Source organism: Pseudomonas sichuanensis (assembly GCF_003231305.1).
GTDB classification, from domain to species: Bacteria; Pseudomonadota; Gammaproteobacteria; order Pseudomonadales; family Pseudomonadaceae; genus Aquipseudomonas; species Aquipseudomonas sichuanensis.
Window position 1 is genome coordinate 76,582 of sequence record NZ_QKVM01000018.1, and the last position, 23,631, is coordinate 100,212.

The following is a 23,631-nucleotide window of genomic DNA, read 5'->3' on the forward strand; positions in this document are numbered from 1 at the left end:
GTTTCAATTTGTTGCAGAAATGGCACTGAACCCTGGCCGGACTGTCTTATGCAGTGTCGATCAACGCATCGTCGTCGACGCTCGCCAGCGCCGCTGTGTCGGGCACCCCTGCGGTCCAGGAGGCCGCCATGTACCCACGAATCCTGATCATTGTCCTGCTCGGACTGCTGACTTCTGCCTGCGCCCCCTACTACGAGAGCGACGGCTACTACCGCAGTGACTACTACACCAGCGACCGCTACGTGTACCCCGGCTATTACCGCCAGGACCGCTACTATGTAGCCCCGCAACCGCGCTACTACTACCAGCCAGCACCGCGCTACTACCGTCCGGCGCCGGTGCCGCAGTACCGGCCCTATCCGGCACCTGGCATGCAGCCGAGCTGGCACGGCAACCCGCGCAACGACTATGGCAACCGCCAGCGGTATGACTATGGGCGGGACCGGGATCGGCAGGACTACCGCAACGACAACCGTGGCGGCCGAGGGGATCGCTGGCATTCCAATGGGCAGGGCCATGGTGACCGCGGCCCGGACGGCGGGCGGGGTGGGGATCGCAACTGGCAGCGTTGAGGACCAATGGGCCATCACAGGGCAAGCCGGCAGGCCGTACCGACTTGCCCTGTGATGCTTCTACGCTAGATCGGCCAGCGGGTGCCGTCCCTCCCAGGCCTTGCTGAAATGCGCCGCCACCACCGCCGCGGGCACCTGCGCCACGTCCGGCCAGTGCCAGTGCGGCGTGTTGTCCTTGTCCAGCAATCTGGCCCGTACCCCTTCGCTGAACTCGGGGTGACGGCAACAGTTGAGGCTCAGGGTGTATTCCATCTGGAACACCTGCGCCAGCGACAGGTGGCGGGCCCGGCGGATCTGCTCCCACACCAGGTGCGCGGTCAGCGGGCAGCCCTCGTGCAGGCGCTGACCTGCTGCGGCCAGCAACGGGTCGGCATGCCGGGCCAGGCCGGCCAGCGCACGCCAGGCCGCTACCGGGTCGGCCACATCGAGTACTTCGTCGATCACTGCCCGGCGCGCCAGCCATTGGCCCTCGGGCAGTTCGGCGCAGGCCCGGTGCTGTTCGGCCTTGAGCAGGCTGTTGAGCTGCAGGTCGGTCTGTTCCTGCCAGTTCAGTTGCAGCAGCTCCTCCACCAGCGCTTCTTGTTGATGCTCGCCAAAGAAACGGTCGGCCAGACCCAGGTCCAGGGCGTCACGGGCATTGATTGGCGCGCCGGTGAGGCCGAGGAACAGGCCGAGCTTGCCGGGCAGGCGCGAAAGGAACCAGCTGGCGCCAACGTCCGGATACAGGCCGATGCTGATCTCGGGCATGGCCAGGCGGCTGCTGGGGGTGACGATGCGCACCGCCGCGCCCTGCAGCAGCCCCATGCCACCACCGAGCACATGGCCATGGCCCCAGCACAGCAGGGGCTTGGGGTAGGTGTGCAGGCGGTGGTCGAGGCGGTATTCGCTGGCGAAGAACGTGGCGGCCAGCGGCGGTATGCTGCCGGGATGCTCGCGGCAGGCTTGTACCAGCGCACGCACGTCGCCCCCGGCACAGAAGGCTTTGGGCCCATTGCCGCGCAGCACTACGCAGACGATGCCGGGATCGTGGGCCCAGGCGTGCAGGCGCTCGTCGAGCACCTCGATCATCGGCAGGGTCAGCGCATTGAGCGCCTTGGGTGCATCCAGGGTGGCGATGCCGATGCGGGCGCCATCGGCGCCGGTGAGTACCTCGCATTGAATGGACATGGACTACCTCGCGCAAGTCATCCCACCAGTATGGCCCGCGCTGCTGAAGCTGCCGGTCGTCGGTCGGATCGATTGACAAGCCGGCGCGGCTTTCCTAGTGTCGCGCCACTTTGCTTCTGGATGGCCCCATGACCGACGATGACCGCATCAAACTCGAACCCAGCTGGAAGGCCGCGTTGCGCGCCGAGTTCGACCAGCCCTACATGCACCAGCTGCGTGAGTTCCTGCAGGGTGAATACGCCGCCGGCAAGGAGATCTACCCGCCGGGGCCGCTGATCTTCAATGCGTTGAACTCAACGCCGCTGGAGCAGGTGAAGGTGGTGATCCTCGGCCAGGACCCGTACCACGGCCCCGGCCAGGCCCATGGCCTGTGCTTCTCGGTGCAGCCGGGCGTGCCTACGCCGCCGTCGCTGGTCAACATCTACAAGGAGCTGCAACGCGACCTCAACCTGCCGATCCCCAACCACGGCTACTTGCAGAGCTGGGCCGAGCAGGGGGTGCTGCTGCTCAACACCACCATGACCGTGGAGCGGGCCAATGCCGCCTCGCATGCCAAGAAGGGCTGGGAGTTCTTTACCGACCGGGTCATCCAGGTGGTCAGCGAGCAGTGCCCGAACGTGGTGTTCCTGCTGTGGGGCGCGCATGCCCAGAGCAAGCAGAAGCTGATCGACGCCAGCAAGCACCTGGTGCTCAAGTCGGTGCACCCGTCGCCGTTGTCGGCCTATCGCGGGTTCTTCGGCTGCGGGCATTTCAGCCGGGCCAACGGCTTCCTCGAGCAACGCGGGATGGCGCCGATCAACTGGGCGTTGCCGCCGCTCTGATCGATCGCGTCGCCTGCTTCGCGGGTAAACCCGCTCCCACAGGGATCGCGCAAATTCCGAAGACTGCGCAGTACCTGTGGGAGCGGGTTTACCCGCGAAAAGGCCAGCAGATTATTCCTGGCTGGCGTTCCAGCGCCTGAACAACGGCTCGGCCAGGAACAGCACGAACAACAAGCGCATTACCTGCAACGCCGTCACCAGCGGCACCGACAGTTGCAGGGTCTCGGCCGTCAGGCTCATCTCGGCAATCCCCCCCGGCATCATCCCCAAGGTCAGCGAGCGCAGGTCCAGGTGGGTGAGCAGGCTCAACCCCCAGGCCGCACCTGCGGCAACCAGCATGCACAGTGCCGTGGCCAGCAGGGTGCGGCCGAGAAACGACGGCGCCCGGCGGAAAAATGCACGGTTGAAGTGGCAGGCCAGGCCGCTGCCGATCAGCCACTGGCCGATCTGGCTGGCGCCATTGGGCAGGCCGATCTGCAGGTTGCCGGCCAGGCTCACGCTCGCCGCCACCAGCAACGGCCCGAACAACCACGGGTTGGGCTGGCGCAGCCGTTGCCAGATCAACGCGACCACCACGGCCAGCGGTGCGATCAGGGCCAGCCAGCCCCAGCTGACGCTACCGGCGTGGTTCAGCGCCACCCCATCACCGAGCAACAGCTTGAACAGCGCCGGCACGCACAGCACCACCGCCAGCACCCGTAAGCTTTGAGCGGCGGCCACCTGGCTGAGTACTGCGCCATTGCGCGCGCCAAGGTTGACCATCTCCCCCGAGCCGCCCGGCATGCTGGCAAAAAACGCCGTGGCGCGGTCCTCGCCGGTACGCCGCAGCAGCCACACGCTGATCACGCTGGACAGCGTGGTAATTACCGCGCCGAAGAAGATCAGCGCGAAGTGCTCGGCAACCTGCTCGATCACCGCCGGGGTGAAGTGCAGGCCGATGCCGATACCGATGATCCACTGCCCGCACTTGCGGCCATTGGGGATTTCGCTCAACTGCCAGGGGGTCAGGCAGCGCACCAGGATGATCGCCAGCAACGCGCCGACCATCCATGGCAAAGGCCAGCCGACCTTGCTGGCGGCAAAACCGCCAGCAAGACCGACCAGCCCGGTGGCCCAGAACAGGGGGAGACCGCGGTCAGGCATCCGCCATCGCCCGGCGCTGTTGGGCGCGTTTGCGCCAGATGCGCAGCAGCGGCAGGGTCAGCATCAACACCGTCAGCACCCAGACCGACATGCTGATCGGGCTCGACCAGAGGATGCCCAGCTCGCCGTTGGAGATCGACAGCGCGCGGCGCAGGTTCTGTTCCATCAGCCCGCCGAGGATGAAGCCCAGCAGGATCGGCGACAGCGGGAAGTCCAGCTTGCGCAGGATGTAGCCCATGATGCCGATGCCGACCATCAGGAACAGGTCGAAGGTGGTCGCATGCACCGCGTACACGCCGATCGCGGTGATGATCGCGATCACCGGCACGAGCGCCCAGTTCGGTACGGCGAGGATGCGGGTAAAGATGCGAATCATCGGGATGTTCAGGATCACCAGCATGATGTTGGCGATGAACAGCGAGGCGATCAGGCCCCAGACGATGTCCGGCTGCTGTTCGAACAGCAGCGGGCCCGGGGTGATGTTGTACAGGGTCAGCGCGCCGATCATCACGGCAGTGGTGCCCGAACCCGGTACGCCCAGGGTCAGCATCGGTACCAGGGCGCCACAGCAGGAGGCGCCGATGGCGGTTTCCGGGGCGGCCAGGCCACGGGCGTCGCCCTTGCCGAACTTGCCTTTTTCACCCGCCATGCGTTTTTCGGTCATGTACGCCACGGCACTGGCCAGGGTCGCGCCGGCACCCGGCAGTACGCCCATGAAGAAGCCCAGCAGGCCGCAGCGGATGTTCACGGCGAACACCGACGCCGCTTCCTTGAGGTTGAACAGCATGCGCCCGGTGGCCTTGACCGCCACGTGGCCATGGTGGGTCTTCTCCAGCAGCAGGAGGATCTCGCTGATCGAGAACAGCCCCAGCACCAGCACCACGAACTGGATGCCGTCGGCCAGGTGCACGCTGTCGCCGGTGAAGCGGTACACGCCACTGTTGGCGTCGATACCCACCGCCGACAGGAACAGGCCGATCAGCGCGGCGATGAAGGTCTTCAACGGCTTGTCGCCGGCCATGCCGCCGAGGGCGACGATGGCGAACACCATCAGCACGAAGTACTCCGCCGGGCCGAAGGCGATCGCCCATTTCGCCAGCAGCGGAGCGAACAGCACCATGCCGCAGGTGGCGATGAAGGCGCCGATGAACGAACTCCAGGCCGACAACGACAGCGCCACACCGGCCAGGCCCTGGCGGGCCATGGGGTAGCCGTCGAGGGTGGTCATCACGGTGGAGGCTTCACCGGGGATGTTCAGCAGGATCGAACTGATGCGCCCGCCGTATTCGCAGCCCAGATAAACGGCGGCCAGCAGGATCAACGCCGACTCCGGCGGCAGGCCGAGGGCGAAGGCGATGGGGATCAGCAGGGCCACGCCGTTGATCGGGCCCAGGCCCGGCAGCAGGCCGACCACGGTGCCGATCAGGGTGCCGGTGAGGGCGGTGACCAGGTTGTACGGGCTCAGCGCGACGCCGAAGCCCTGGCCGAGATAGCTCAAGGTATCCATGTGTCAGTTCTCCAGTACGCTCAGCAGGCCAAGGGGCAGGGGCACGTCCATCACGCGGTCGAACAGCCAGTACAGCAGCAGGCTCATGCCCACCACCACGATGGCGCTGTGCAGCCAGCGGCCGCCGTACAGGCGGGCCATGGGGATGCCCACCAGCACGGCGCTGAGGATGAAGCCCAGGGCCTCGAAGGTGCTGGCGAAGACGATCAGCAGGCCGACACAGGCGGCGATCTTGATCAGGGTTTCGCGGTCCAGTTCAGGCTCGTCGTCCTTGCGTACGATGGGCGTGGGGCGGATGGCCAGGTACAGCAGGCCTAGGCCCATCAGGCCGAGCATCAGCAGCGGGTAGGCGCGCGGGCCCACCGGTTCATAGGAAAACGCGGCCTGGTAGGGCCAGGCCATCACGGCCAGGGCGGCGCACACCGCCAGCAGGACCAGGGCGAAGAGGCGTTGCAGGATCATGGGAGAATCCTCGGTAATGTTCGACACGGCGCGGCCCCTTGTAGGAGCGGCCTTGTGTCGCGAAAGGGCTGCGCAGCAGCCCCAGCGATTCATGCGTTGATGCTCAGAACCTGGGGCCGCTTCGCAGCCCTTTCGCGACACAAGGCCGCTCCTACAGAGGGAGCTGTGTTAGTGGCTTACTGGATCAGCCCGAACTCACGGGCCAGCGCCTTGTAATCGGCCACCTGCTTCTTCACATAGCCGTCCAGCTCTTCGCCGGTCATGGCGAACGGGAACAGCTCGCGCTGGTCGCGCAGCTTGGCGAAGTCTTCCGAGGCGAGCATCTTGTCGAACGAGGCTTTCCACCAGGCGTAGTCTTCGTCGCTGACCTTCGGCCCCAGGTAGAAACCGCGTACCACCGGCCAGACGATGTCGTAGCCCTGCTCCTTGGCGGTGGGGATGTCTTTCATTTCCGGCTCGTCCAGGCGCTTCTCGGAGAACACCGCGAGGATGCGCATGTTGCCGCTCTGGATGTGCGGCATGGAGTCGGAGATATCGGTGGAGCCGACCTGGATATGGCCGCCGAGCAGCGCGGTGGCGATTTCGCCGCCGCCTTCCAGGGCCACGTAGCGCAGGTCGCGCGGGTTGATGCCAGCGGCCTTGGCGATCAAGGCGGTCTGCATCCAGTCCTGGCTGCCGACGGTGCCGCCGGAGCCGATCACCACCTTGCTCGGGTCTTTTTTCAGGGCCGCGACCAGGTCATCGAGGGTCTTGTAGGGCGAGTCGCTCTTCACCGCGATGGCGCCATAGCTGGTGCCCACGGCTGCCAGCCATTTCACCGCGTTCTCGTCAAAACGGCCGAACTTGCCCTGGGCCAGGTTCAGCAGCGAGCCGCTGGACCAGGCCACCAGGGTGCCGGCGTCGCCTGGCCGCTGGGCAACCACGGCGTTATAGGCCACCGCGCCGACACCGCCGGGCATGTAGGTCACGCGCATCGGTTTGCTGAGGATCTTTTCCTCCACCAGGGCGCTCTGCACCAGCTTGCAGGTCAGGTCGAAACCGCCGCCGGGCGAAGCCGGGGCGATGCATTCGGGGCGTTTCGGTTCGGCGGCCAGGGCATTGCCGGCCAGCAGCAGGCAGCCGGTTGCGAGGGCGAGGCGGCGCAGTGAAAAGGTCATCGTCTATCTCCGTGAGCTTTGTTGTTATGAGTTACCACAGAGCTACGCTGTAGCTCACCAGCAGCCGTACCTCGTCCGCGTCGCGGGCGAAGTTGGAGCGGAAGGTGGCGTTGCGCAGGCGTACGGCGACGTTTTTCAACGGGCCGCTTTGTACCACGTACTTGAGTTCGGTGTTGCGTTCCCACTCCTTGCCCTCGCCACCGGCGGCGCGGCTGACGTTGTCGCCGTTGATGTAACGGGTCATGAAGGTCAACCCGGGCACGCCCAGGGCTGCGAAGTTGTAGTCGTAGCGTGCCTGCCAGGAGCGCTCGTCGGCGCCGGCGAAGTCGTTGATCTGCACGAAGTTGACGAGGTAGGGGTCGGCGCCGTCGACATAGGGGAAGGCGCTGTCGCCGCTCAGTTGCTGCCAGCCGGCGCTGAACTTGTGCCCGCCCAGGCCATAGCCGAGCATGCCGCTGAAGGTGGTGTTGTCGATGCGCCCGGCCTTGGCCTGGCCGGCTTCGTCGCTCACCGCCAGGCGCAGGTCGGCGCTGAAGGTGCCCGGGCCCCAGGGCTGGGTGGCGAGCATGCCGATGAAGTGCTGGCGGTAGATATCGTCCAGCTGGGCGAAGTGGTAGCTGCCGGTGATGCGGTCGGTGAACTTGTAGTCCAGGCCTGCCAGGTCGAGGTTGTCGGCGCTGAAGCTGCCGCCGAAGCGGCCGTTCTTGTTGTTCAGCGCCAGGTCTTCCCAGTTGGTGTCGTTGCGGTCCTTGGCCTTGTCCAGGCGCCCGCCGGTGAAGGTCAGGCCCTTGATCTCGTTGGAGGTGACCAGGCCACCTTCGAAGGTCTGCGGCAGGATGCGCCCGTCGTTGGGCTGCAGGGTGGGCAGTTCTGGGATCAGAGTGCCGATTTTCAGTTCGGTCTTGGACACCTTCACCTTGCCGGTCAGGCCGAGCTTGGAGTACTCGTCGGCCGCCTTGCCGTCGTCATGGGTGGGCAGCAGGCCGGTGTCGGTGCGGTCGGGGCTGGAGTCGAGCTTCACGCCAAGCATGCCCAGGGCATCCAGGCCAAAGCCCACGGTGCCTTCGGTGTAACCGGATTCGAAGTTGAGCATGAAGCCCTGGGCCCATTCGTCGCGCTTGGATTGCTGCGCGCTGGTGCCGTCGCGAAAGTCGCGGTTGAAGTACATGTTGCGGGTTTCGAAGGTGGCGGTGCTGTCTTCGAAGAAGGCGGCCTGGCTCAGGGGCGCGACACCGGCAAGGGCGACGGCGCTGGCGAGGGCGCATGGGCGGGCGGCGAACGAACGGGAAGGCGCGAACGCCTGCGGCTGCATGGACAGCATCGTCGGTGACTCCAATTATTGTTCTTATTAATTGCACCTTGCTGGTGCTTTTGGCGGCGCGCGGGGCGACCGTGGTGCGATGCTAGGCAATCAACCTTTCGCTAACCTTTCAGCGTGAAAGGTTTGCTGCTGGGGCTTCACAGGCCCGGTGACGGCGGTACACTCCGCGCAAAAATCCGCGCAAAAAGCCCTGCCCGGGCTGGGAGAATCCGATGCGTGTGCTGCTGGTCGAAGACCACCTGCAACTGGCCGAAAGCGTGGCCCAGGCCCTCAAGAGCCAGGGGCTGACCGTGGATGTGCTGCACGACGGCGTGGCCGCCGACCTGGCGTTGGCCAGCGAGGACTACGCTGTGGCGGTGCTCGATGTCGGCCTGCCGCGCATGGATGGCTTCGAGGTGCTGGCGCGCCTGCGTGGGCGCGGCAAGACCGTGCCGGTGCTGATGCTCACCGCGCGCAGCGATGTGAAGGACCGGGTGCACGGCCTTAACCTGGGCGCCGACGATTACCTGGCAAAACCTTTCGAACTGACCGAGCTTGAGGCGCGGGTCAAGGCGTTGCTGCGCCGCAGCGTGCTTGGCGGTGAGCGCCAGCAGCGTTGTGGCCCGCTGGTCTATGACCTCGATACCCGGCGGTTTTCCCTCGAAAACGAGCCACTGACGCTCACCCAGCGCGAGCAGAGCGTGCTCGAAGCCTTGATCGCCCGCCCGGGCCGGGTGATGAGCAAGGAGCAGCTGGCGGCTCAGGTCTTTGGCCTGGACGAAGAGGCCAGCCCCGATGCCATCGAGATTTATATCCACCGGCTACGCAAGAAGCTCGATGGTCAGCCGGTGGCAATCGTCACCTTCCGTGGCCTGGGCTACCTGCTTGAGCACCGCGATGCGTGACAACGGCAGCCTGCGCGGGCGCCTGCTGGGCAACCTGGCACTGCTGCTGGTGGTGCTGATGCTGGCCAGCGGCCTGAGCGCCTACTGGAATGGCCGTGAAGCCGCCGACACCGCCTATGACCGAACCTTGCTGGCTTCGGCGCGAACCATTGCCGCCGGGCTCTCGCAACGCGACGGCACGCTCAGCGCCGATGTGCCCTACGTGGCCCTTGATACCTTCGCCTACGACAGCGCCGGGCGCATCTACTACCAGGTGCTGGACATTCACCAGAAGCTGATCTCGGGTTATGAAAACCTGCCGCCGCCGCCACCGGGTACGCCGCGCACCGACGACTACCCGGCCTTGGCGCGTTTCTACGACGCCACGTACCAGGGCCAGGATGTGCGGGTAGTCAGCCTGCTCAAGGCGGTCAGCGAACCGAACATGAATGGCATGGCCGAGATCCGCGTGGCCGAAACCGAAGAGGCGCGGGTACGCATGGCCCGCGGCCTGATGGCCGACACCCTGCTGCGCCTGGGCATGCTGGCGCTGGGCGCGCTGGTGCTGGTGTGGTTCGCGGTCAGCGCCGCGCTGCGCCCACTGGAACGCCTGCGTGGCGCGGTGGAAGAGCGCCAGCCGGACGACCTGCGGGCCTTGCCGGTGGTGCAGGTGCAGCGCGAACTCGGGCCGCTGGTGCGTGCGCTCAACCACTTCACCGAGCGCTTGCGTGGGCAGTTCGAGCGCCAGGCGCAGTTCATCGCCGATGCCGCCCATGAGTTGCGCACTCCGCTGGCGGCGCTCAAGGCGCGGGTCGAACTGGGCCTGCGCTCGAAGAATCCCGAAGAGTGGCGCCAGACCTTGGACGCCGCCGCCCAAGGCACCGACCGCCTGACCCATCTGGCCAACCAGTTGCTGTCGCTGGCACGGGTGGAAAACGGCGCACGGGCCATCGCCGAAGGCGGCGCCCAGCGCCTGGACTTGAGCCAGTTGGCCCGTGATCTGGGCATGGCCATGGCCCCCCTGGCCCATGCCCGCGGCGTGTCGCTGGCGCTGGAAGCCGAGGCGCCGGTATGGCTCAAGGGCGAGCCGACCTTGCTCAACGAGTTGCTCAGCAACCTGGTGGATAACGCCCTGGCCCACACACCGGCGGGTGGCGATGTGATCCTGCGGGTGCTGGCACCGGCGGTGCTGGAGGTCGAGGACGATGGGCCGGGGATTCCCGAGGAGGAGCGCGAGCGAGTGTTCGAGCGCTTCTACCGGCGCAGCGCGCAGGGCAGCGGGCTGGGCTTGGCCATCGTCGGCGAAATCTGCAGGGCGCACCTGGCGCAGATCAGCCTGCATGATGGCGAGCGGGGCGGGTTGAAGGTGCGGGTGAGTTTTATCGCCGATTAGTAGGCGTTGGTAATCCTATCGCGGGGCAAGCCCGCTCCCACGCAGGATGTTGTTGGCGTGGGAGCGGCGGTGCGCCGATGCGACTTGCCCCGCGATGCGGTTGATTCAGCGCAACATGTTCCGCGCTTCCAGCAGATCATCGACGTTCAGCTCGGTCCCGTAGGGCAGGCCCAGGTGCCGGTAGGCGGGCAGCGCCGCCAGCGGCCGGCTGCGCCCGCGCTGGCTGATGCAGCGGGCGACCTGCACCACATCGATGTAGTCGACCTGGTCGGTGCGCCGGTCCAGGTCCTGGACCTGGCCTGGCAGCTTGACCAACTGCTCGGGGAATTCCCAGGCACTGAGGATCTTGTCACCCAAGGCTGGCTGGATCTGCTCGATCACGTAATGCAGGCACACCGGGTCCGAGAGCAGTTCGTTGTGCTCCTGGGCATAGATCAGCACCGGCAGTGCGCCGATCTGGTGAACTAGGCCGCCAAGCGCGGCCTGGTCGGGTTTGAGCTGGGTGTAGCGGCGGCACAGTTCATAACTGATACCTGCGACTTCAAGGCTGTTGGCCCAGATATCGCGCAGTTTCTGTTCGACCGCCGGGGCGCGGGCATGGAAGATCTGCTCGATCACCAGGCCAATGGCCAGGTTACAGCTGTAGTTGATGCCCAGGCGGGTGATGGCGGTGTGCAGGTCGGTGACTTCAACCGCGGCGCGCAGCAGTGGGCTGTTGACCACCTTGATCAGGCGCGCCGACAGGGCGGCGTCGCGGCCGATCACCTTGCTCAGGGCCGAGACGCTGATTTCGCTGTCCTCGGCGGCTTCGCGGATGCTCAGGGCGACTTCCGGAAGCGTCGGCAGGACGAGGTCGTCGTTGTCGATGGCAGTGAGCAATTGCGCTTGGACCATCTCGGCCAGCTTGTTCATGGACTTCTCTACGGCAAAGGTGATGCGGCCCCGCCGCGTGGGCGGGGCGGGCTGGTCAGCGTTGGATTTCCCGGTCGCGGTCCAGTTCGTAAGGCAGGTCGAGCAGCGCCAGGCGCGGGCCTTCGAGGCTGCCCAGGTGCAGGTTGTCGTCGGCCACTGCGTCGGCGCTGAGCACGGCCAGCAGCTCGACGCCGTTGCCCGCACTGGCGGCGATCACCACTTCACCAACCGACGAGCCGTGGGTGGGCGAGAAGATCTCGGCGCCTGGCGCCGGCACGTCGGCCTGGTCGAGCGCGAGGCGGTACTGGCGGCGCTTGAGCTTGCCCAGGTACTGCATGCGGGCGACGATTTCCTGGCCCGTGTAGCAGCCTTTCTTGAAGCTCACGCCATCGACTGCCTGCAGGTTGATCATCTGCGGGATGAACAGTTCGCGGGTCGGGCCCATGACCTGGCCGATGCCGGCGCGGATCTGGCCCAGCAGCCAGTCGTTCAGCGTGCCCTCGGGCAGGTTGGCGGCGAGTGTTTCGCGCACTGCCGTGGCCTGTTCGGCGGGCGCCCACAACTCCACCCGGCCAGCCGAGACACGCAGGGCGATCAGGTTGTCATGACGCACGGTGGCACCAGCGGCTTGTGGCACGTTCATGCCCAGGGCCTGCAGGGCAGCTTCGCCGTGCTGCAGGCCAAAGCGTGCCCAGGCAGCGCTTTCGTCGCTCAGGGTGGCCTTGGAGAACACGGCGTACTTTTTCAGGTCGGCCATTTGCGCGTCGAGCAGTTCGCTGGCCATCGCCAGCAGGTAGCCATTGCCTTGCGGGAGGATGCGGAAGCTCGACTGCATCCGGCCCTTGACCATGCAGCGCGCGCCGAGGCCGGCGTGCTCATCGCTGAGGTAGTTGAGGTTGCAGGTCAGTTGGCCTTGCAGGAACTTGCCGGCGTCGGACCCGCGCACGGCGAGGATGCCCTCGTGGGCGAGCGTACAGAAAAAAGCGGAATCGGCCATGGGTCATCGCGGTAGCTAGAGACTGGCGGCCATCATAGAACGCCAGTAACAAAATAGGTAGGTGACTAGACCAACGCCCGGTGTCGCTTCGTGCGCCGCACGGTATACTGCCCGACCATTCGAGGAGGGCCCCATGGTCGAACAAACTGAACTCAACCGGCTTTTCTGGCACAGCCGCCGTGGCATGCTGGAACTGGACGTGCTGCTGGTACCTTTCACCCAGGAGGTCTACCCCAGCCTGAGCGAAGCCGACCGTGAACTCTACGTGCGCCTGCTGAGCTGCGAAGACCAGGACATGTTCGGCTGGTTCATGGAGCGCAACGAGTCCGAAGACCCGGAGCTGCAGCGCATGGTCCGTATCATCCTGGACCGTGTCCAGCCCAAGTGACCGTTTCGAGTGCCGTTGGCAGGGCTCACGCCTGCTGCTGACGGCCTACCTCGCCAGCCAGGCGCTGGCGATCATCACCCTGGCCGTCATCGCACTGCCGTTGTGGCTGCGCGGCCTGGTGTTCTTCGCTTGCCTGGCGCATGCCTGCTGGGCCATTCCCCGCCGTATCCTGCTCACGCACCCCGATGCGATCACCGGCTTGCGCCGCGACCCGCGTGGCTGGCGTTTGTACAGCCGTGCCCGTGGCTGGCAGGCGGTGCGGTTGTGCCGCGACAGCATTGCCCGGCCAGGTTTCGTGGTGTTGCGCTTCGTGCGCAAGGGCCGCTGGCTCGGTGAGAGCCAGTGCATCGTGAGGGATGCACTGGCCCCTGAGGCGCATCGGCGCTTGCGCGTGCGGCTGAAGTTCAGCCGGCGAAGGTGGGCGGCTGCAGGATAGTGTCGTGGGCCTCGGGCAACATGCCCGGGTAGTCGAGGGTGTAGTGCAGGCCGCGGCTCTCTTTGCGCTGCATCGCCGAACGGATCATCAGCTCGGCGACCTGGGCCAGGTTGCGCAGTTCGATCAGGTCGCGGCTGACCTTGTAATTGCTGTAGAACTCGTCGATTTCGTCCAGCAGCATGCGCACGCGGTGCTCGGCACGCTGCAGGCGTTTGCTGGTGCGCACGATGCCGACATAGTCCCACATGAAGCGCCGCAATTCGTCCCAGTTGTGCGCGATGATCACGTCCTCGTCAGAGTCGGTGACCTGGCTTGCGTCCCAGCAGGGCAGGGCGCGGGGCATGCTCACCTGGTCGAGGTGCGCCTCGATGTCGGCGGCGGCGGCGCGGCCGTAGACGAAACATTCGAGCAGCGAGTTGCTGGCCATGCGGTTGGCGCCATGCAGGCCGGTGAAGCTGGTTTCGCCGATGGCGTAAAGGCCGGGTACGTCGGTGTGGCCGCGATCATCGACCATGACCCCGCCGCAGGTGTAGTGGGCCGCTGGCACCACCGGGATCGGCTGGCGGGTGATGTCGATGCCGAAGGTGAGGCAGCGCTCGTAGACAGTGGGGAAGTGGCTCTTGATGAACTCGGCCGGCTTGTGGCTGATGTCCAGGTACACGCAATCCACGCCCAGGCGTTTCATCTCGTGGTCGATGGCGCGGGCGACGATGTCCCGTGGTGCCAGCTCTTCGCGCGGGTCGAAGCGGGGCATGAAGCGCTCGCCATTGGGCAGGCGCAGCAGGGCACCTTCGCCGCGCAGGGCTTCGGTCACCAGGAAGCTCTTGGCTTGCGGGTGATACAGGCAAGTGGGGTGGAACTGGTTGAACTCCAGGTTCGCTACTCGGCACCCAGCCCGCCAGGCCATGGCGATACCGTCGCCACAGGCGCCGTCGGGGTTGCTGGTGTACAGGTACACCTTGGCCGCGCCGCCCGTGGCCAGCACGGTGAAGCGGGCGCCGAAGGTGTCGACCTCGCCGGTGTTGCGGTCCAGGACATAGGCGCCCAGGCAACGGTCGCCGCTCTGGCCCAGGCGGCGCTCGGTAATCAGGTCGACCGCGACGCGCTGCTCCAGAAGCTCGATGTTCGGCCGCTGGCGCGCCTGGTCGAGCAAGGTCTTGAAGATCGCCGCACCGGTAGCGTCGGCGGCATGGATGATGCGCCGGTGGCTGTGGCCGCCCTCGCGGGTGAGGTGAAACTCGAAACCACCGTCGTCGACGCTGTAGTGCTCGTCACGGGTGAACGGCACGCCTTGTTCGATCAGCCATTCGATCGCTTCGCGGCTGTGTTCGACGGTGAAGCGCACCGCGTCTTCGTGGCACAGGCCGCCGCCGGCATTGAGGGTGTCCTCGACATGCGACTGCACGGTATCGGTGTTGTCGAGCACGGCGGCCACGCCGCCCTGGGCCCAGAAGGTAGAGCCGTTGGCCAGGTCGCCTTTGCTGAGTACGGCGATGCGCAGGTGGCCGGGGAGGTTCAGTGCCAGGCTCAGACCAGCCGCACCACTGCCGATCACCAGGACATCATGTTGGAATTGTTGGCTCATGTCGGGACACTAGTAATCTTCGAAGGGGGCACGGCACAATAGTCAAGCGCAGATGGCATTGTGAAACTATCGTGAAACCGGGCCGGGATGCCTTTATAGCAGCCCCGGGGGCTTGATTTCCAATGGCGCTTGCGGGGCAAAGACGATCTTTTTGGGAACTTTCCTCTACCCCAGGAAATCCTAAGAAGGCTGTACGCACGCCACATTTTGCCGCGGCGACGCAGGGCGGCAGCCCTTTGCTTGGGCTCAGACCTGCGTACTGAAACCTGATTATCGACGCAGCCGGCCGTGACCGCGCTGCGCCTTTCGTGCGAGCCGACCAAGGGCCGCAGGAAACTTGCTTGGAGGGGAGAACTTTTGCGTAAAGCCCGAGTCTATGGTTGCAAGCCTGAACGATGCTTGTCGCAACGCTCCTTCGAGTTCACTGAGGAGTGTTCATGCTAACCCAGGAAGAGGATCAGCAGCTTGTCGAGCGCGTGCAGCGCGGCGACAGGCGAGCGTTCGATCTGTTGGTGCTGAAGTATCAGCACAAGATTCTCGGGTTGATCGTGCGTTTCGTACACGACACCCATGAAGCGCAGGACGTGGCGCAGGAAGCCTTCATCAAGGCATACCGGGCGCTGGGGAATTTCCGCGGTGACAGCGCGTTCTACACGTGGCTTTACCGCATCGCCATCAACACGGCGAAAAACTATCTGGTGTCTCGTGGAAGACGGCCGCCAGACAGCGATGTGAGCTCCGAGGATGCGGAGTTTTACGACGGCGATCATGGTCTCAAGGATCTCGAGTCCCCAGAACGCGCGTTGTTGCGGGATGAAATCGAAGGCACTGTCCATCGCACCATCCAGCAACTGCCGGAAGACCTGCGCACGGCGTTGACGCTGCGCGAGTTCGATGGACTGAGTTACGAGGACATTGCCAGTGTCATGCAATGTCCTGTGGGTACCGTGCGCTCCCGGATTTTCCGCGCTCGGGAGGCCATAGACAAAGCCCTGCAACCGCTGTTGCAGGAAACCTGAGACAGCGGCGACAGCCAAGAGAGGAACCGCCATGAGTCGTGAAGCTTTGCAGGAATCGCTGTCCGCGGTAATGGATAACGAAGCGGACGAACTGGAACTGCGTCGTGTGCTCAATGCCGTCGACGATTCCGAAACCCGTGCCACCTGGTCGCGCTACCAGGTCGCTCGCGCAGCGATGCACAAGGAACTGCTGTTGCCCAAGCTGGATATCGCCTCGGCGGTTTCCGCGGCATTGGCCGACGAGGCGGTGCCTGCCAAGGTCAAGCAAGGCCCGTGGCGCAGCATTGGCCGCCTGGCCGTGGCTGCCTCGGTGACCGTTGCCGTGCTGGCGGGTGTGCGTTTCTACAACCAGGACGAGATCACGGGTGCCGAACTGGCTTCCCAGCAGCCTGCCCAGCAGGGGCTGAGCATGCCACAGGCACAGGGCCCCGCCGTTTTGGCAGGCTATAGTGAAAGCAGCGAACAACCCACCGGGCCGATGGCCAACGGTGTGCTGCAGAACCAGGCTGGCTGGGATCAGCGTCTGCCAGGTTATCTGCGCCAGCATGCCCAGGAATCCGCGCTCAAAGGCACCGAGACCGCTCTGCCTTACGCACGCGCTGCCAGCCTGGAAAACCGCTAGTAAGGAGGATCATGCGCGCGCTACCTCTCCTGTCGCTGCTGCTTGGCAGCAGCCTGACGGTGCAGGCCTACGCGGCCAACTCCACGCCCGAGGCGAGCGAGTGGCTGAACAAGCTGGCACAGGCTGAACAAAGGCAGAGTTACCAGGGGTCGTTCGTCTACGAGCGCAATGGCAGCTTCTCCACCCACGATATCTGGCATCGCGTCCAGGACGGCAAGGTCAGCGAGCGGTTACTCCAGCTCGATGGCGCTGCCCAGGAAATCGTGCGTGTCGATGGCAAGGTGCAATGCGTCAGTGGCGCCTTGGTCAGCGGTGTGACCGCACCGCCCGACGCCGCCCCGCGCATGCTCGATCCGTTGAAGCTGATGAGCTGGTACGACCTGAGCGTGGCAGGCAAGTCACGCGTCGCCGGGCGCGACGCGGTGATTGTGACCCTCACCCCGCGCGATCAGCACCGCTACGCCTTCGAACTCCACCTGGACCGCCAAACCGGCTTGCCGCTGCGCTCGTTGATGCTCAATGAAAAGGGGCAGCTGCTTGAGCGCTTCCAGATGACCCGCCTGGACACCGATGACCTGCCGAGTGATGCCGATCTCAGTGCCAGTGCGGCCTGCAAGCCGATCGAGCGGGTGGTCGCCAGTACTTCGCAGGCCGTTGCCGGCTGGCGTTCGGACTGGCTTCCGCCAGGCTTCGAACTGATCAACAGCAGTGTGCGCCGTGACCCGGACCGCAAAAGTACTATCAGCAGCCTGATGTATGACGATGGCCTGACGCGCTTCTCGGTGTTCCTTGAACCGATCAGCGACAATTCAGGCACCGATACCCGCACTCAGCTCGGCCCGACCGTCGCGGTCTCGCGCCATCTAAACACGCCCAAGGGCAAAGTGATGGTCACCGTGGTCGGAGAGATTCCACTGGGGACCGCCGAGCGTGTGGCGTTGTCTATGCGGGCCCAGGATGCTCAGGCGCGTCAGTAACGGCGCTTTATGAAAGTTTCTGTTACACAGTGCTGACAGGAAATTAACCCATTGTCATTTGCAATCCAGCCGTAAATTTTCTATAGGTCAGGCTCTTCTGGGAGTCTGGCCTTTTCTGCGTTTGCTGGGCCTAACTGCTAACTACGCTCGTTGTAACGGGAGCCGTATGTCAATACCACGCTTGAAACCCTACCTATCGATGTTCGCCGCTGTGCTGATGCTCGGCCAGGTGCTCACCGCCCAAGCCCAGGAAGCCTTGCCCGATTTCACGACCCTGGTCGAGCAGGCTTCGCCGGCGGTGGTCAACATCAGTACCAAGCAGAAACTGCCGGACCGTCGCATCGCCGCCGGGCAGATGCCCGACCTCGAAGGCCTGCCGCCGATGTTCCGCGAGTTCTTCGAGCGCAACATGCCACAGCAGCCGCGCTCGCCCCGGGGTGATCGCCAGCGCGAAGCGCAGTCTCTGGGCTCGGGCTTCATCATTTCCAGCGATGGCTATGTGCTGACCAACAACCACGTGGTCGCCGACGCCGACGAAATCATCGTTCGCCTCTCCGACCGCAGCGAGCTGCAGGCCAAGCTGGTCGGCACCGACCCACGCACCGACGTGGCCCTGCTCAAGGTCGAGGGCAAGAACCTGCCGACCGTCAAATTGGGCGATTCGGAAAAGCTCAAGGTGGGTGAGTGGGTACTGGCCATCGGTTCGCCGTTCGGCTTCGACCATTCGGTGACCAAAGGTATCGTCAGCGCCAAGGGCCGTACCCTGCCCAACGACACCTATGTGCCGTTCATCCAGACTGACGTGGCGATCAACCCGGGCAACTCCGGCGGCCCGCTGTTCAACATGAATGGCGAAGTGGTAGGTATCAACTCGCAGATCTTCACCCGTTCCGGCGGGTTCATGGGTCTGTCGTTCGCCATCCCGATCGACGTGGCGATCGACGTTTCCAATCAGTTGAAGAAAGACGGCAAGGTCAGCCGCGGCTGGCTGGGCGTGGTGATCCAGGAGGTCAATAAGGACCTGGCTGAATCCTTCGGCCTCGACAAGCCGGCTGGCGCCCTGGTAGCCCAGGTGCTGGAAGATGGCCCGGCGGCCAAGGGCGGCCTGCAGGTGGGCGACGTGATCCTGAGCATGAACGGCCAGCCGATCGTCATGTCGGCCGACCTGCCGCACCTGGTTGGCAGCCTCAAGGATGGCGCCAAGGCCAAGCTTGAGATCATTCGCAATGGCAAGCGCCAGAACCTTGATGTCACCGTCGGCGCCCTGCCGGATGAAGAGGCTGACATCGGTACCGGTGCTCAGGGCAGCGTCGAGCGCAGCAGCAACCGTTTGGGTGTTTCCGTGACCGACCTGTCCGCCGAGCAGAAGAAGTCGCTGGAGCTCAAGGGCGGCGTGGTGATCAAGGAAGTCCAGGACGGCCCGGCAGCGTTGATCGGCCTGCGTCCGGGCGATGTCATCAGTCACCTGAACAACCAGGCCATCGGCTCGGCCAAGGAATTCACCGAAATCGCCAAGGACCTGCCGAAGAACCGTTCGGTGTCGATGCGCGTGCTGCGCCAGGGGCGTGCAAGCTTCATCACCTTCAAGCTGGCTGAATAAGCTGATTGTGAGGCAGGAAAAGGGCAGCTTCGGCTGCCCTTTTCCGTAACGGTCAATTTCACAAAGCTCTACGTGGGAGCGGGCTTGCCCCGCGATGAGGCCCGATCAGGCACCCGCACTGTCTGATCAGGCCTCATCGCGGGGCAAGCCCGCTACCACAAGGGATGTAGACAGGCCGATAGAGGAATCTCCCATATCCCTGCGGCTTGAGGTACAATTCCCGGCTATTTTTCGGCGGGCGTCCGGCTCGCAGCCTTTTCGAGTGTTGACCCGTGAGTGATTTGAGTCATATCCGCAATTTCTCCATCATCGCCCACATCGACCATGGCAAGTCGACGCTGGCCGACCGTTTCATCCAGATGTGCGGTGGCCTGACGGCGCGCGAAATGGAGGCCCAGGTCCTCGATTCCATGGACCTGGAGCGCGAGCGCGGGATCACCATCAAGGCCCACAGCGTCACTCTGCACTACAAGGCGCAGGACGGTAAAACCTACCAGCTGAACTTCATCGACACCCCCGGCCACGTAGACTTCACCTATGAAGTTTCGCGTTCGCTGGCAGCGTGCGAGGGTGCGCTGCTGGTGGTCGACGCCGGCCAGGGCGTCGAGGCCCAGTCCGTGGCCAACTGCTACACCGCCATCGAGCAGGGCCTGGAAGTCATGCCGGTGCTGAACAAGATGGACCTGCCCCAGGCCGACCCGGATCGCGTCAAGGACGAGATCGAGAAGATCATCGGCATCGACGCCACCGACGCCGTGGCGTGCAGCGCCAAGAGCGGCATGGGCGTGGACGAGGTGCTCGAGCGCCTGGTACAGACCATCCCCGCGCCGCAAGGCGAGATCGACGCGCCGTTGCAGGCGCTGATCATCGACTCCTGGTTCGACAACTACCTGGGCGTGGTCTCGCTGGTGCGCGTGCGCCAGGGCCGCGTCAAGAAAGGCGACAAGATCCTGGTCAAGTCCACCGGCAAGGTGCACCTGGTCGACAGCGTCGGCGTGTTCACGCCCAAGCACACCCAGACCGCCGACCTCAAAGCCGGTGAAGTGGGCTTCATCATCGCCAGCATCAAGGACATCCATGGTGCGCCGGTCGGTGACACCCTGACCCTGTCCTCGACCCCCGAAGTCGAAGTGCTCGCAGGCTTCAAGAAGATCCAGCCGCAGGTGTACGCCGGCCTGTTCCCGGTAAGCTCCGACGACTTCGAGGACTTCCGTGACGCGCTGCAGAAGCTGACCCTGAACGACTCGTCGCTGCAATACATGCCGGAGAGCTCCGACGCCCTGGGCTTCGGCTTCCGTTGCGGCTTCCTCGGCATGCTGCACATGGAGATCATCCAGGAGCGCCTGGAGCGCGAATACGACCTGGACCTGATCACCACCGCGCCAAGCGTGATCTACGAGCTCGAGCTCAAGACCGGCGAAACCATCGTCGTCGACAACCCGTCGAAGCTGCCTGATGTGTCGTCCGTCACCGACTTCCGCGAGCCGATCGTCACCGCGACCATCCTGGTACCTCAGGAACACCTGGGCAACGTCATCACCCTGTGCATCGAGAAGCGTGGCGTGCAGCGCGACATGCAGTTCCTCGGCAGCCAGGTGCAGGTGCGTTACGACATGCCGATGAACGAGGTGGTGCTGGACTTCTTCGACCGCCTCAAGTCCACCAGCCGCGGCTACGCTTCGCTGGACTATCATTTCGACCGCTACCAGTCGGCCAACCTGGTCAAGCTGGACGTGCTGATCAACGGTGACAAGGTCGATGCCCTGGCACTGATCGTGCACCGTGACAACGCCGCCTACAAAGGCCGTGCGTTGACCGAGAAGATGAAGGAGCTGATCCCTCGGCAGATGTTCGACGTGGCGATCCAGGCAGCCATCGGCGGCCAGATCATTGCGCGGACAACCGTCAAGGCGCTCAGAAAGAACGTACTGGCCAAGTGCTACGGCGGCGACGTGAGCCGTAAGAAAAAGCTGCTGGAGAAGCAGAAAGCCGGTAAGAAACGCATGAAACAGGTCGGCAACGTGGAAATTCCACAGGAAGCCTTCCTCGCCGTGCTCAGGTTGGATAGCTAGGTCCTATGTCGCTAAATTTCCCGCTGTTGCTCGTCATCGCCGTTGCCGTCTGCGGCCTGTTGGGTCTGATCGACCTGCTGTTCCTGGCCCCGCGCCGGCGCGCGGCGATCGCCACCTATCAGGGCAGCGTCAGCCAGCCAGAAATGGCCGTGGTCGAACGCCTGAACAAGGAGCCGTTGCTGATTGAGTACGGCAAGTCGTTCTTCCCGGTGCTGTTCATCGTGCTGGTGCTGCGCTCGTTCCTGGTTGAGCCGTTCCAGATCCCGTCGGGCTCGATGAAACCGACCCTGGAAGTGGGCGACTTCATCCTGGTGAACAAGTTCTCCTACGGCATCCGCCTGCCGGTGATCGACAAGAAGGTCATCGAAGTCGGTGACCCGCAGCGCGGCGATGTCATGGTGTTCCGCTACCCCAGCGACCCGAACGTCAACTACATCAAGCGGGTGATCGGCCTGCCGGGCGACCAAATCCGCTACACCAACGACAAGCGCCTGTTCGTCAATGGCCAGGCGGTCGCCGAGCAACTGGTCGGCAGCGAGCCGGGTACCTTGGGCAGCGCCGAGCTGTACAAGGAAAAACTCGGTGAAGTCGAGCACCTGATCCGCAAGGAAATGACCCGCTACCGTATGCCGCCGGACCAGCAATGGACCGTGCCGGCCGGTCATTACTTCATGATGGGTGACAACCGCGACAACTCCAACGACAGCCGCTACTGGGATGATCCGAACATCCCCAAAGAGCTGCACGGCATGGTCCCTGACCGGAACATCGTCGGCAAGGCGTTCGCCGTATGGATGAGCTGGCCTGAGCCGAAACTCAGCCACCTGCCCAATCTGTCGCGGGTCGGCCTGATCCACTAAGTATCGACGGCGCTGTCTGCGGACAGCGCCGATTGCTTTTCTGACATAGGCTGTGTTCTCAGGGAATGAGAGGTTTCGCCATTTTGATGCCGGACCACAGCCAAACCGTCTTTCAGGATGTTGATTTGAACAACGCGTTGAACATTGTACGGGTGGCCCCATGAGTGCTTCCCTTGCCCGCCTGGAGCGCAAGCTCGGCTACACCTTCAAGGATCAGGACCAGATGCTGCTGGCCCTGACCCATCGCAGTTATGCCGGGCGCAACAACGAGCGCCTGGAATTCCTTGGCGATGCCATTCTCAACTTCGTGGTCGGCGAAGCGCTGTTCGAGCGTTTCCCGCAGGCCCGGGAAGGCCAGCTGTCGCGCCTGCGGGCACGCCTGGTCAAGGGTGAAACCCTGGCCCGCCTGGCCCGTGGCTTCGACCTTGGCGAGTACCTGCGCCTGGGCTCGGGCGAGCTCAAGAGCGGCGGTTTCCGCCGCGAGTCGATCCTCGCCGACGCCCTCGAAGCGCTGATCGGCGCCATCTACCAGGACGCCGACATGCAGACTGCGCGCGAGCGCATCCTGGCCTGGCTGACCGACGAGTTCGAAGGCCTGACCCTGGTCGACACCAACAAAGACCCCAAGACCCGCCTGCAGGAGTTCCTGCAGTCGCGTGCCTGCGAGCTGCCACGTTACGAAGTGGTGGACATCCAGGGCGAACCGCACTGCCGGACCTTCCTCGTCGAATGCGAAGTGGTCCTGCTGAACAAGAAAAGCCGTGGCCAGGGCGTAAGCCGGCGTATTGCCGAACAGGTCGCCGCCGCCGCCGCATTGATCGCCCTGGGCGTGGAGAATGGCAATGACTGAGAACACTTCGACCCGCTGCGGCTATGTCGCCATCGTCGGCCGCCCCAACGTCGGCAAGTCGACGCTGCTCAACCACATCCTCGGCCAGAAGCTGGCGATCACCTCGCGCAAGCCGCAGACCACCCGCCACAACATGCTCGGTATCAAGACCGAGGGTGATGTGCAGGCGATCTACGTCGACACCCCCGGCATGCACAAGGCGAACGACAAGGCGCTCAACCGCTACATGAACCGCAACGCCTCGGCGGCCTTGAAAGATGTCGACGTGGTGATCTTCGTGGTCGACCGCACCCGCTGGACCGATGAGGACCAACTGGTGCTCGAGCGCGTTCAGTACGTGACCGGCCCGGTGATCCTGGCGGTCAACAAGACCGACCGCATGGACGAGAAGGGCGACCTGATCCCGCATCTGCAGTGGCTGCAAGAGCAACTGCCGAATGCCGAGATCGTGCCGATCTCGGCCCAGCAGGGGCACAACCTCGAGTCGCTGGAAGCGCTGATCGCCAAGCATCTGCCGGAGAACGAGCACTTCTTCCCGGAAGACCAGATCACCGACCGCAGCAGCCGCTTCCTGGCCGCTGAGCTGGTACGCGAAAAGATCATGCGCCAGCTGGGCGCGGAGCTGCCGTACCAGATCACCGTGGAAATCGAGGAATTCAAGCAGCAGGGCCATGTGCTGCATATCCATGCGCTGATCCTGGTCGAGCGTGACGGCCAGAAGAAGATCATCATCGGCGACAAGGGCGAGCGCATCAAACGCATCGGCTCCGACGCGCGCAAGGACATGGAAACGCTGTTCGACGCCAAGGTGATGCTCAACCTCTGGGTCAAGGTCAAAGGCGGCTGGTCCGACGACGAACGCGCCCTGCGTTCGCTGGGCTACGGCGACCTGTAACCGTCAGGCGCG

General features: G+C 64.4%; 23 protein-coding genes. 14 read left to right on the top strand and 9 right to left on the bottom strand.

Annotated elements, in window-relative coordinates; genetic code table 11:
- Window positions 1-128: 128 nt before the first annotated feature.
- Window positions 129-572 carry a hypothetical protein gene (locus DM373_RS11925; RefSeq protein ID WP_110993775.1) on the top strand — a complete coding sequence of 148 codons (444 nt, stop codon included), beginning with the start codon at window positions 129-131 and terminating at the stop codon, window positions 570-572.
- 60 nt (window positions 573-632) lie between these two features.
- Here the strand turns inward: DM373_RS11925 and DM373_RS11930 are convergent, their stop codons facing one another.
- The gene (locus DM373_RS11930) at window positions 633-1,739 is read right to left on the bottom strand and encodes an enoyl-CoA hydratase/isomerase family protein (protein ID WP_110993776.1); all 1,107 of its coding nucleotides are present in this window, start codon (window positions 1,737-1,739) and stop codon (window positions 633-635) included.
- Window positions 1,740-1,867: 128 nt separating this feature from the next.
- Here DM373_RS11930 and ung point away from each other — a divergent pair, with 128 nt between their 5' ends.
- Window positions 1,868-2,560 carry a uracil-DNA glycosylase gene (gene ung / locus DM373_RS11935; protein ID WP_110993777.1) on the top strand — a complete coding sequence of 231 codons (693 nt, stop codon included), beginning with the start codon at window positions 1,868-1,870 and terminating at the stop codon, window positions 2,558-2,560.
- 111 nt (window positions 2,561-2,671) lie between these two features.
- Here the strand turns inward: ung and DM373_RS11940 are convergent, their stop codons facing one another.
- From DM373_RS11940 to DM373_RS11965, 5 genes are all read right to left on the bottom strand, one after another.
- Window positions 2,672-3,703: an AbrB family transcriptional regulator gene (locus DM373_RS11940; protein ID WP_110993778.1), complete on the bottom strand. Its 1,032-nt coding sequence runs from the start codon at window positions 3,701-3,703 to the stop codon at window positions 2,672-2,674.
- On the bottom strand, window positions 3,696-5,210 hold the full coding sequence (locus DM373_RS11945; protein WP_110993779.1) for a tripartite tricarboxylate transporter permease: 1,515 nt from the start codon (window positions 5,208-5,210) through the stop codon (window positions 3,696-3,698). Before DM373_RS11945 ends, DM373_RS11940 begins: the two co-directional genes overlap by 8 nt.
- Window positions 5,211-5,213: 3 nt before the next feature.
- Window positions 5,214-5,672, bottom strand: coding sequence for a tripartite tricarboxylate transporter TctB family protein (locus DM373_RS11950; RefSeq protein ID WP_110993780.1), 459 nt, complete (start codon window positions 5,670-5,672; stop codon window positions 5,214-5,216).
- A 176-nt stretch (window positions 5,673-5,848) separates the two neighbouring features.
- A complete protein-coding gene (locus tag DM373_RS11960) occupies window positions 5,849-6,829 on the bottom strand; it encodes a Bug family tripartite tricarboxylate transporter substrate binding protein (protein WP_110993782.1) in 981 nt (326 codons plus the stop codon).
- 31 nt (window positions 6,830-6,860) lie between these two features.
- On the bottom strand, window positions 6,861-8,150 hold the full coding sequence (locus DM373_RS11965) for an OprD family porin (RefSeq protein WP_110993783.1): 1,290 nt from the start codon (window positions 8,148-8,150) through the stop codon (window positions 6,861-6,863).
- Between the two features lie 212 nt (window positions 8,151-8,362).
- Here DM373_RS11965 and DM373_RS11970 point away from each other — a divergent pair, with 212 nt between their 5' ends.
- Together DM373_RS11970 and DM373_RS11975 are read left to right on the top strand one after the other, a co-directional pair.
- The gene (locus DM373_RS11970; protein WP_110993784.1) at window positions 8,363-9,034 is read left to right on the top strand and encodes a response regulator; all 672 of its coding nucleotides are present in this window, start codon (window positions 8,363-8,365) and stop codon (window positions 9,032-9,034) included.
- A complete protein-coding gene (locus tag DM373_RS11975) occupies window positions 9,027-10,406 on the top strand; it encodes a sensor histidine kinase (protein ID WP_110993785.1) in 1,380 nt (459 codons plus the stop codon). Before DM373_RS11970 ends, DM373_RS11975 begins: the two co-directional genes overlap by 8 nt.
- A gap of 105 nt (window positions 10,407-10,511) precedes the next feature.
- On the opposite strand, the gene DM373_RS11980 is transcribed toward DM373_RS11975, so the two are convergent.
- Together DM373_RS11980 and ygfZ are read right to left on the bottom strand one after the other, a co-directional pair.
- The gene (locus DM373_RS11980; protein WP_110993786.1) at window positions 10,512-11,318 is read right to left on the bottom strand and encodes an HDOD domain-containing protein; all 807 of its coding nucleotides are present in this window, start codon (window positions 11,316-11,318) and stop codon (window positions 10,512-10,514) included.
- A 55-nt stretch (window positions 11,319-11,373) separates the two neighbouring features.
- A complete protein-coding gene (gene ygfZ, locus DM373_RS11985) occupies window positions 11,374-12,315 on the bottom strand; it encodes a CAF17-like 4Fe-4S cluster assembly/insertion protein YgfZ (protein ID WP_110993787.1) in 942 nt (313 codons plus the stop codon).
- Between the two features lie 133 nt (window positions 12,316-12,448).
- Between ygfZ and DM373_RS11990 the strand changes: the two genes are divergently transcribed.
- Window positions 12,449-12,703: an FAD assembly factor SdhE gene (locus DM373_RS11990; RefSeq protein WP_110993788.1), complete on the top strand. Its 255-nt coding sequence runs from the start codon at window positions 12,449-12,451 to the stop codon at window positions 12,701-12,703.
- On the top strand, window positions 12,687-13,139 hold the full coding sequence (locus tag DM373_RS11995) for a protein YgfX (protein ID WP_110993789.1): 453 nt from the start codon (window positions 12,687-12,689) through the stop codon (window positions 13,137-13,139). Before DM373_RS11990 ends, DM373_RS11995 begins: the two co-directional genes overlap by 17 nt.
- Here DM373_RS11995 and nadB read toward each other — a convergent pair.
- Window positions 13,108-14,724 carry an L-aspartate oxidase gene (gene nadB, locus DM373_RS12000; RefSeq protein WP_110993790.1) on the bottom strand — a complete coding sequence of 539 codons (1,617 nt, stop codon included), beginning with the start codon at window positions 14,722-14,724 and terminating at the stop codon, window positions 13,108-13,110. The two genes, DM373_RS11995 and nadB, sit on opposite strands and share 32 nt — an antisense overlap.
- 437 nt (window positions 14,725-15,161) lie before the next feature.
- Between nadB and rpoE the strand changes: the two genes are divergently transcribed.
- The 8 genes from rpoE to era all read left to right on the top strand — a co-directional run bounded on the left by rpoE (window position 15,162) and on the right by era (window position 23,619).
- A complete protein-coding gene (gene rpoE / locus DM373_RS12005) occupies window positions 15,162-15,743 on the top strand; it encodes an RNA polymerase sigma factor RpoE/AlgU (protein WP_010220971.1) in 582 nt (193 codons plus the stop codon).
- Window positions 15,744-15,774: 31 nt separating this feature from the next.
- Complete coding sequence (locus DM373_RS12010) at window positions 15,775-16,365, top strand: sigma-E factor negative regulatory protein (RefSeq protein WP_110993791.1); 591 nt, start codon at window positions 15,775-15,777, stop codon at window positions 16,363-16,365.
- A gap of 11 nt (window positions 16,366-16,376) precedes the next feature.
- Window positions 16,377-17,342 carry a MucB/RseB C-terminal domain-containing protein gene (locus DM373_RS12015; RefSeq protein WP_110993792.1) on the top strand — a complete coding sequence of 322 codons (966 nt, stop codon included), beginning with the start codon at window positions 16,377-16,379 and terminating at the stop codon, window positions 17,340-17,342.
- Between the two features lie 199 nt (window positions 17,343-17,541).
- Entirely contained in the window at window positions 17,542-18,942 is a 1,401-nt protein-coding gene (locus DM373_RS12020) for a DegQ family serine endoprotease (RefSeq protein WP_425272577.1), read from the top strand.
- Window positions 18,943-19,214: 272 nt separating this feature from the next.
- Window positions 19,215-21,014 (top strand): translation elongation factor 4, encoded by a 1,800-nt coding sequence (gene lepA, locus DM373_RS12025; protein WP_110993794.1) that lies wholly within the window; start codon window positions 19,215-19,217, stop codon window positions 21,012-21,014.
- A gap of 5 nt (window positions 21,015-21,019) precedes the next feature.
- Window positions 21,020-21,874, top strand: coding sequence for a signal peptidase I (gene lepB / locus DM373_RS12030; RefSeq protein WP_110993795.1), 855 nt, complete (start codon window positions 21,020-21,022; stop codon window positions 21,872-21,874).
- A gap of 160 nt (window positions 21,875-22,034) precedes the next feature.
- On the top strand, window positions 22,035-22,724 hold the full coding sequence (gene rnc, locus DM373_RS12035) for a ribonuclease III (protein WP_110993796.1): 690 nt from the start codon (window positions 22,035-22,037) through the stop codon (window positions 22,722-22,724).
- Window positions 22,717-23,619, top strand: coding sequence for a GTPase Era (era, locus tag DM373_RS12040; protein WP_110993797.1), 903 nt, complete (start codon window positions 22,717-22,719; stop codon window positions 23,617-23,619). Before rnc ends, era begins: the two co-directional genes overlap by 8 nt.
- Window positions 23,620-23,631 lie beyond the last annotated feature (12 nt).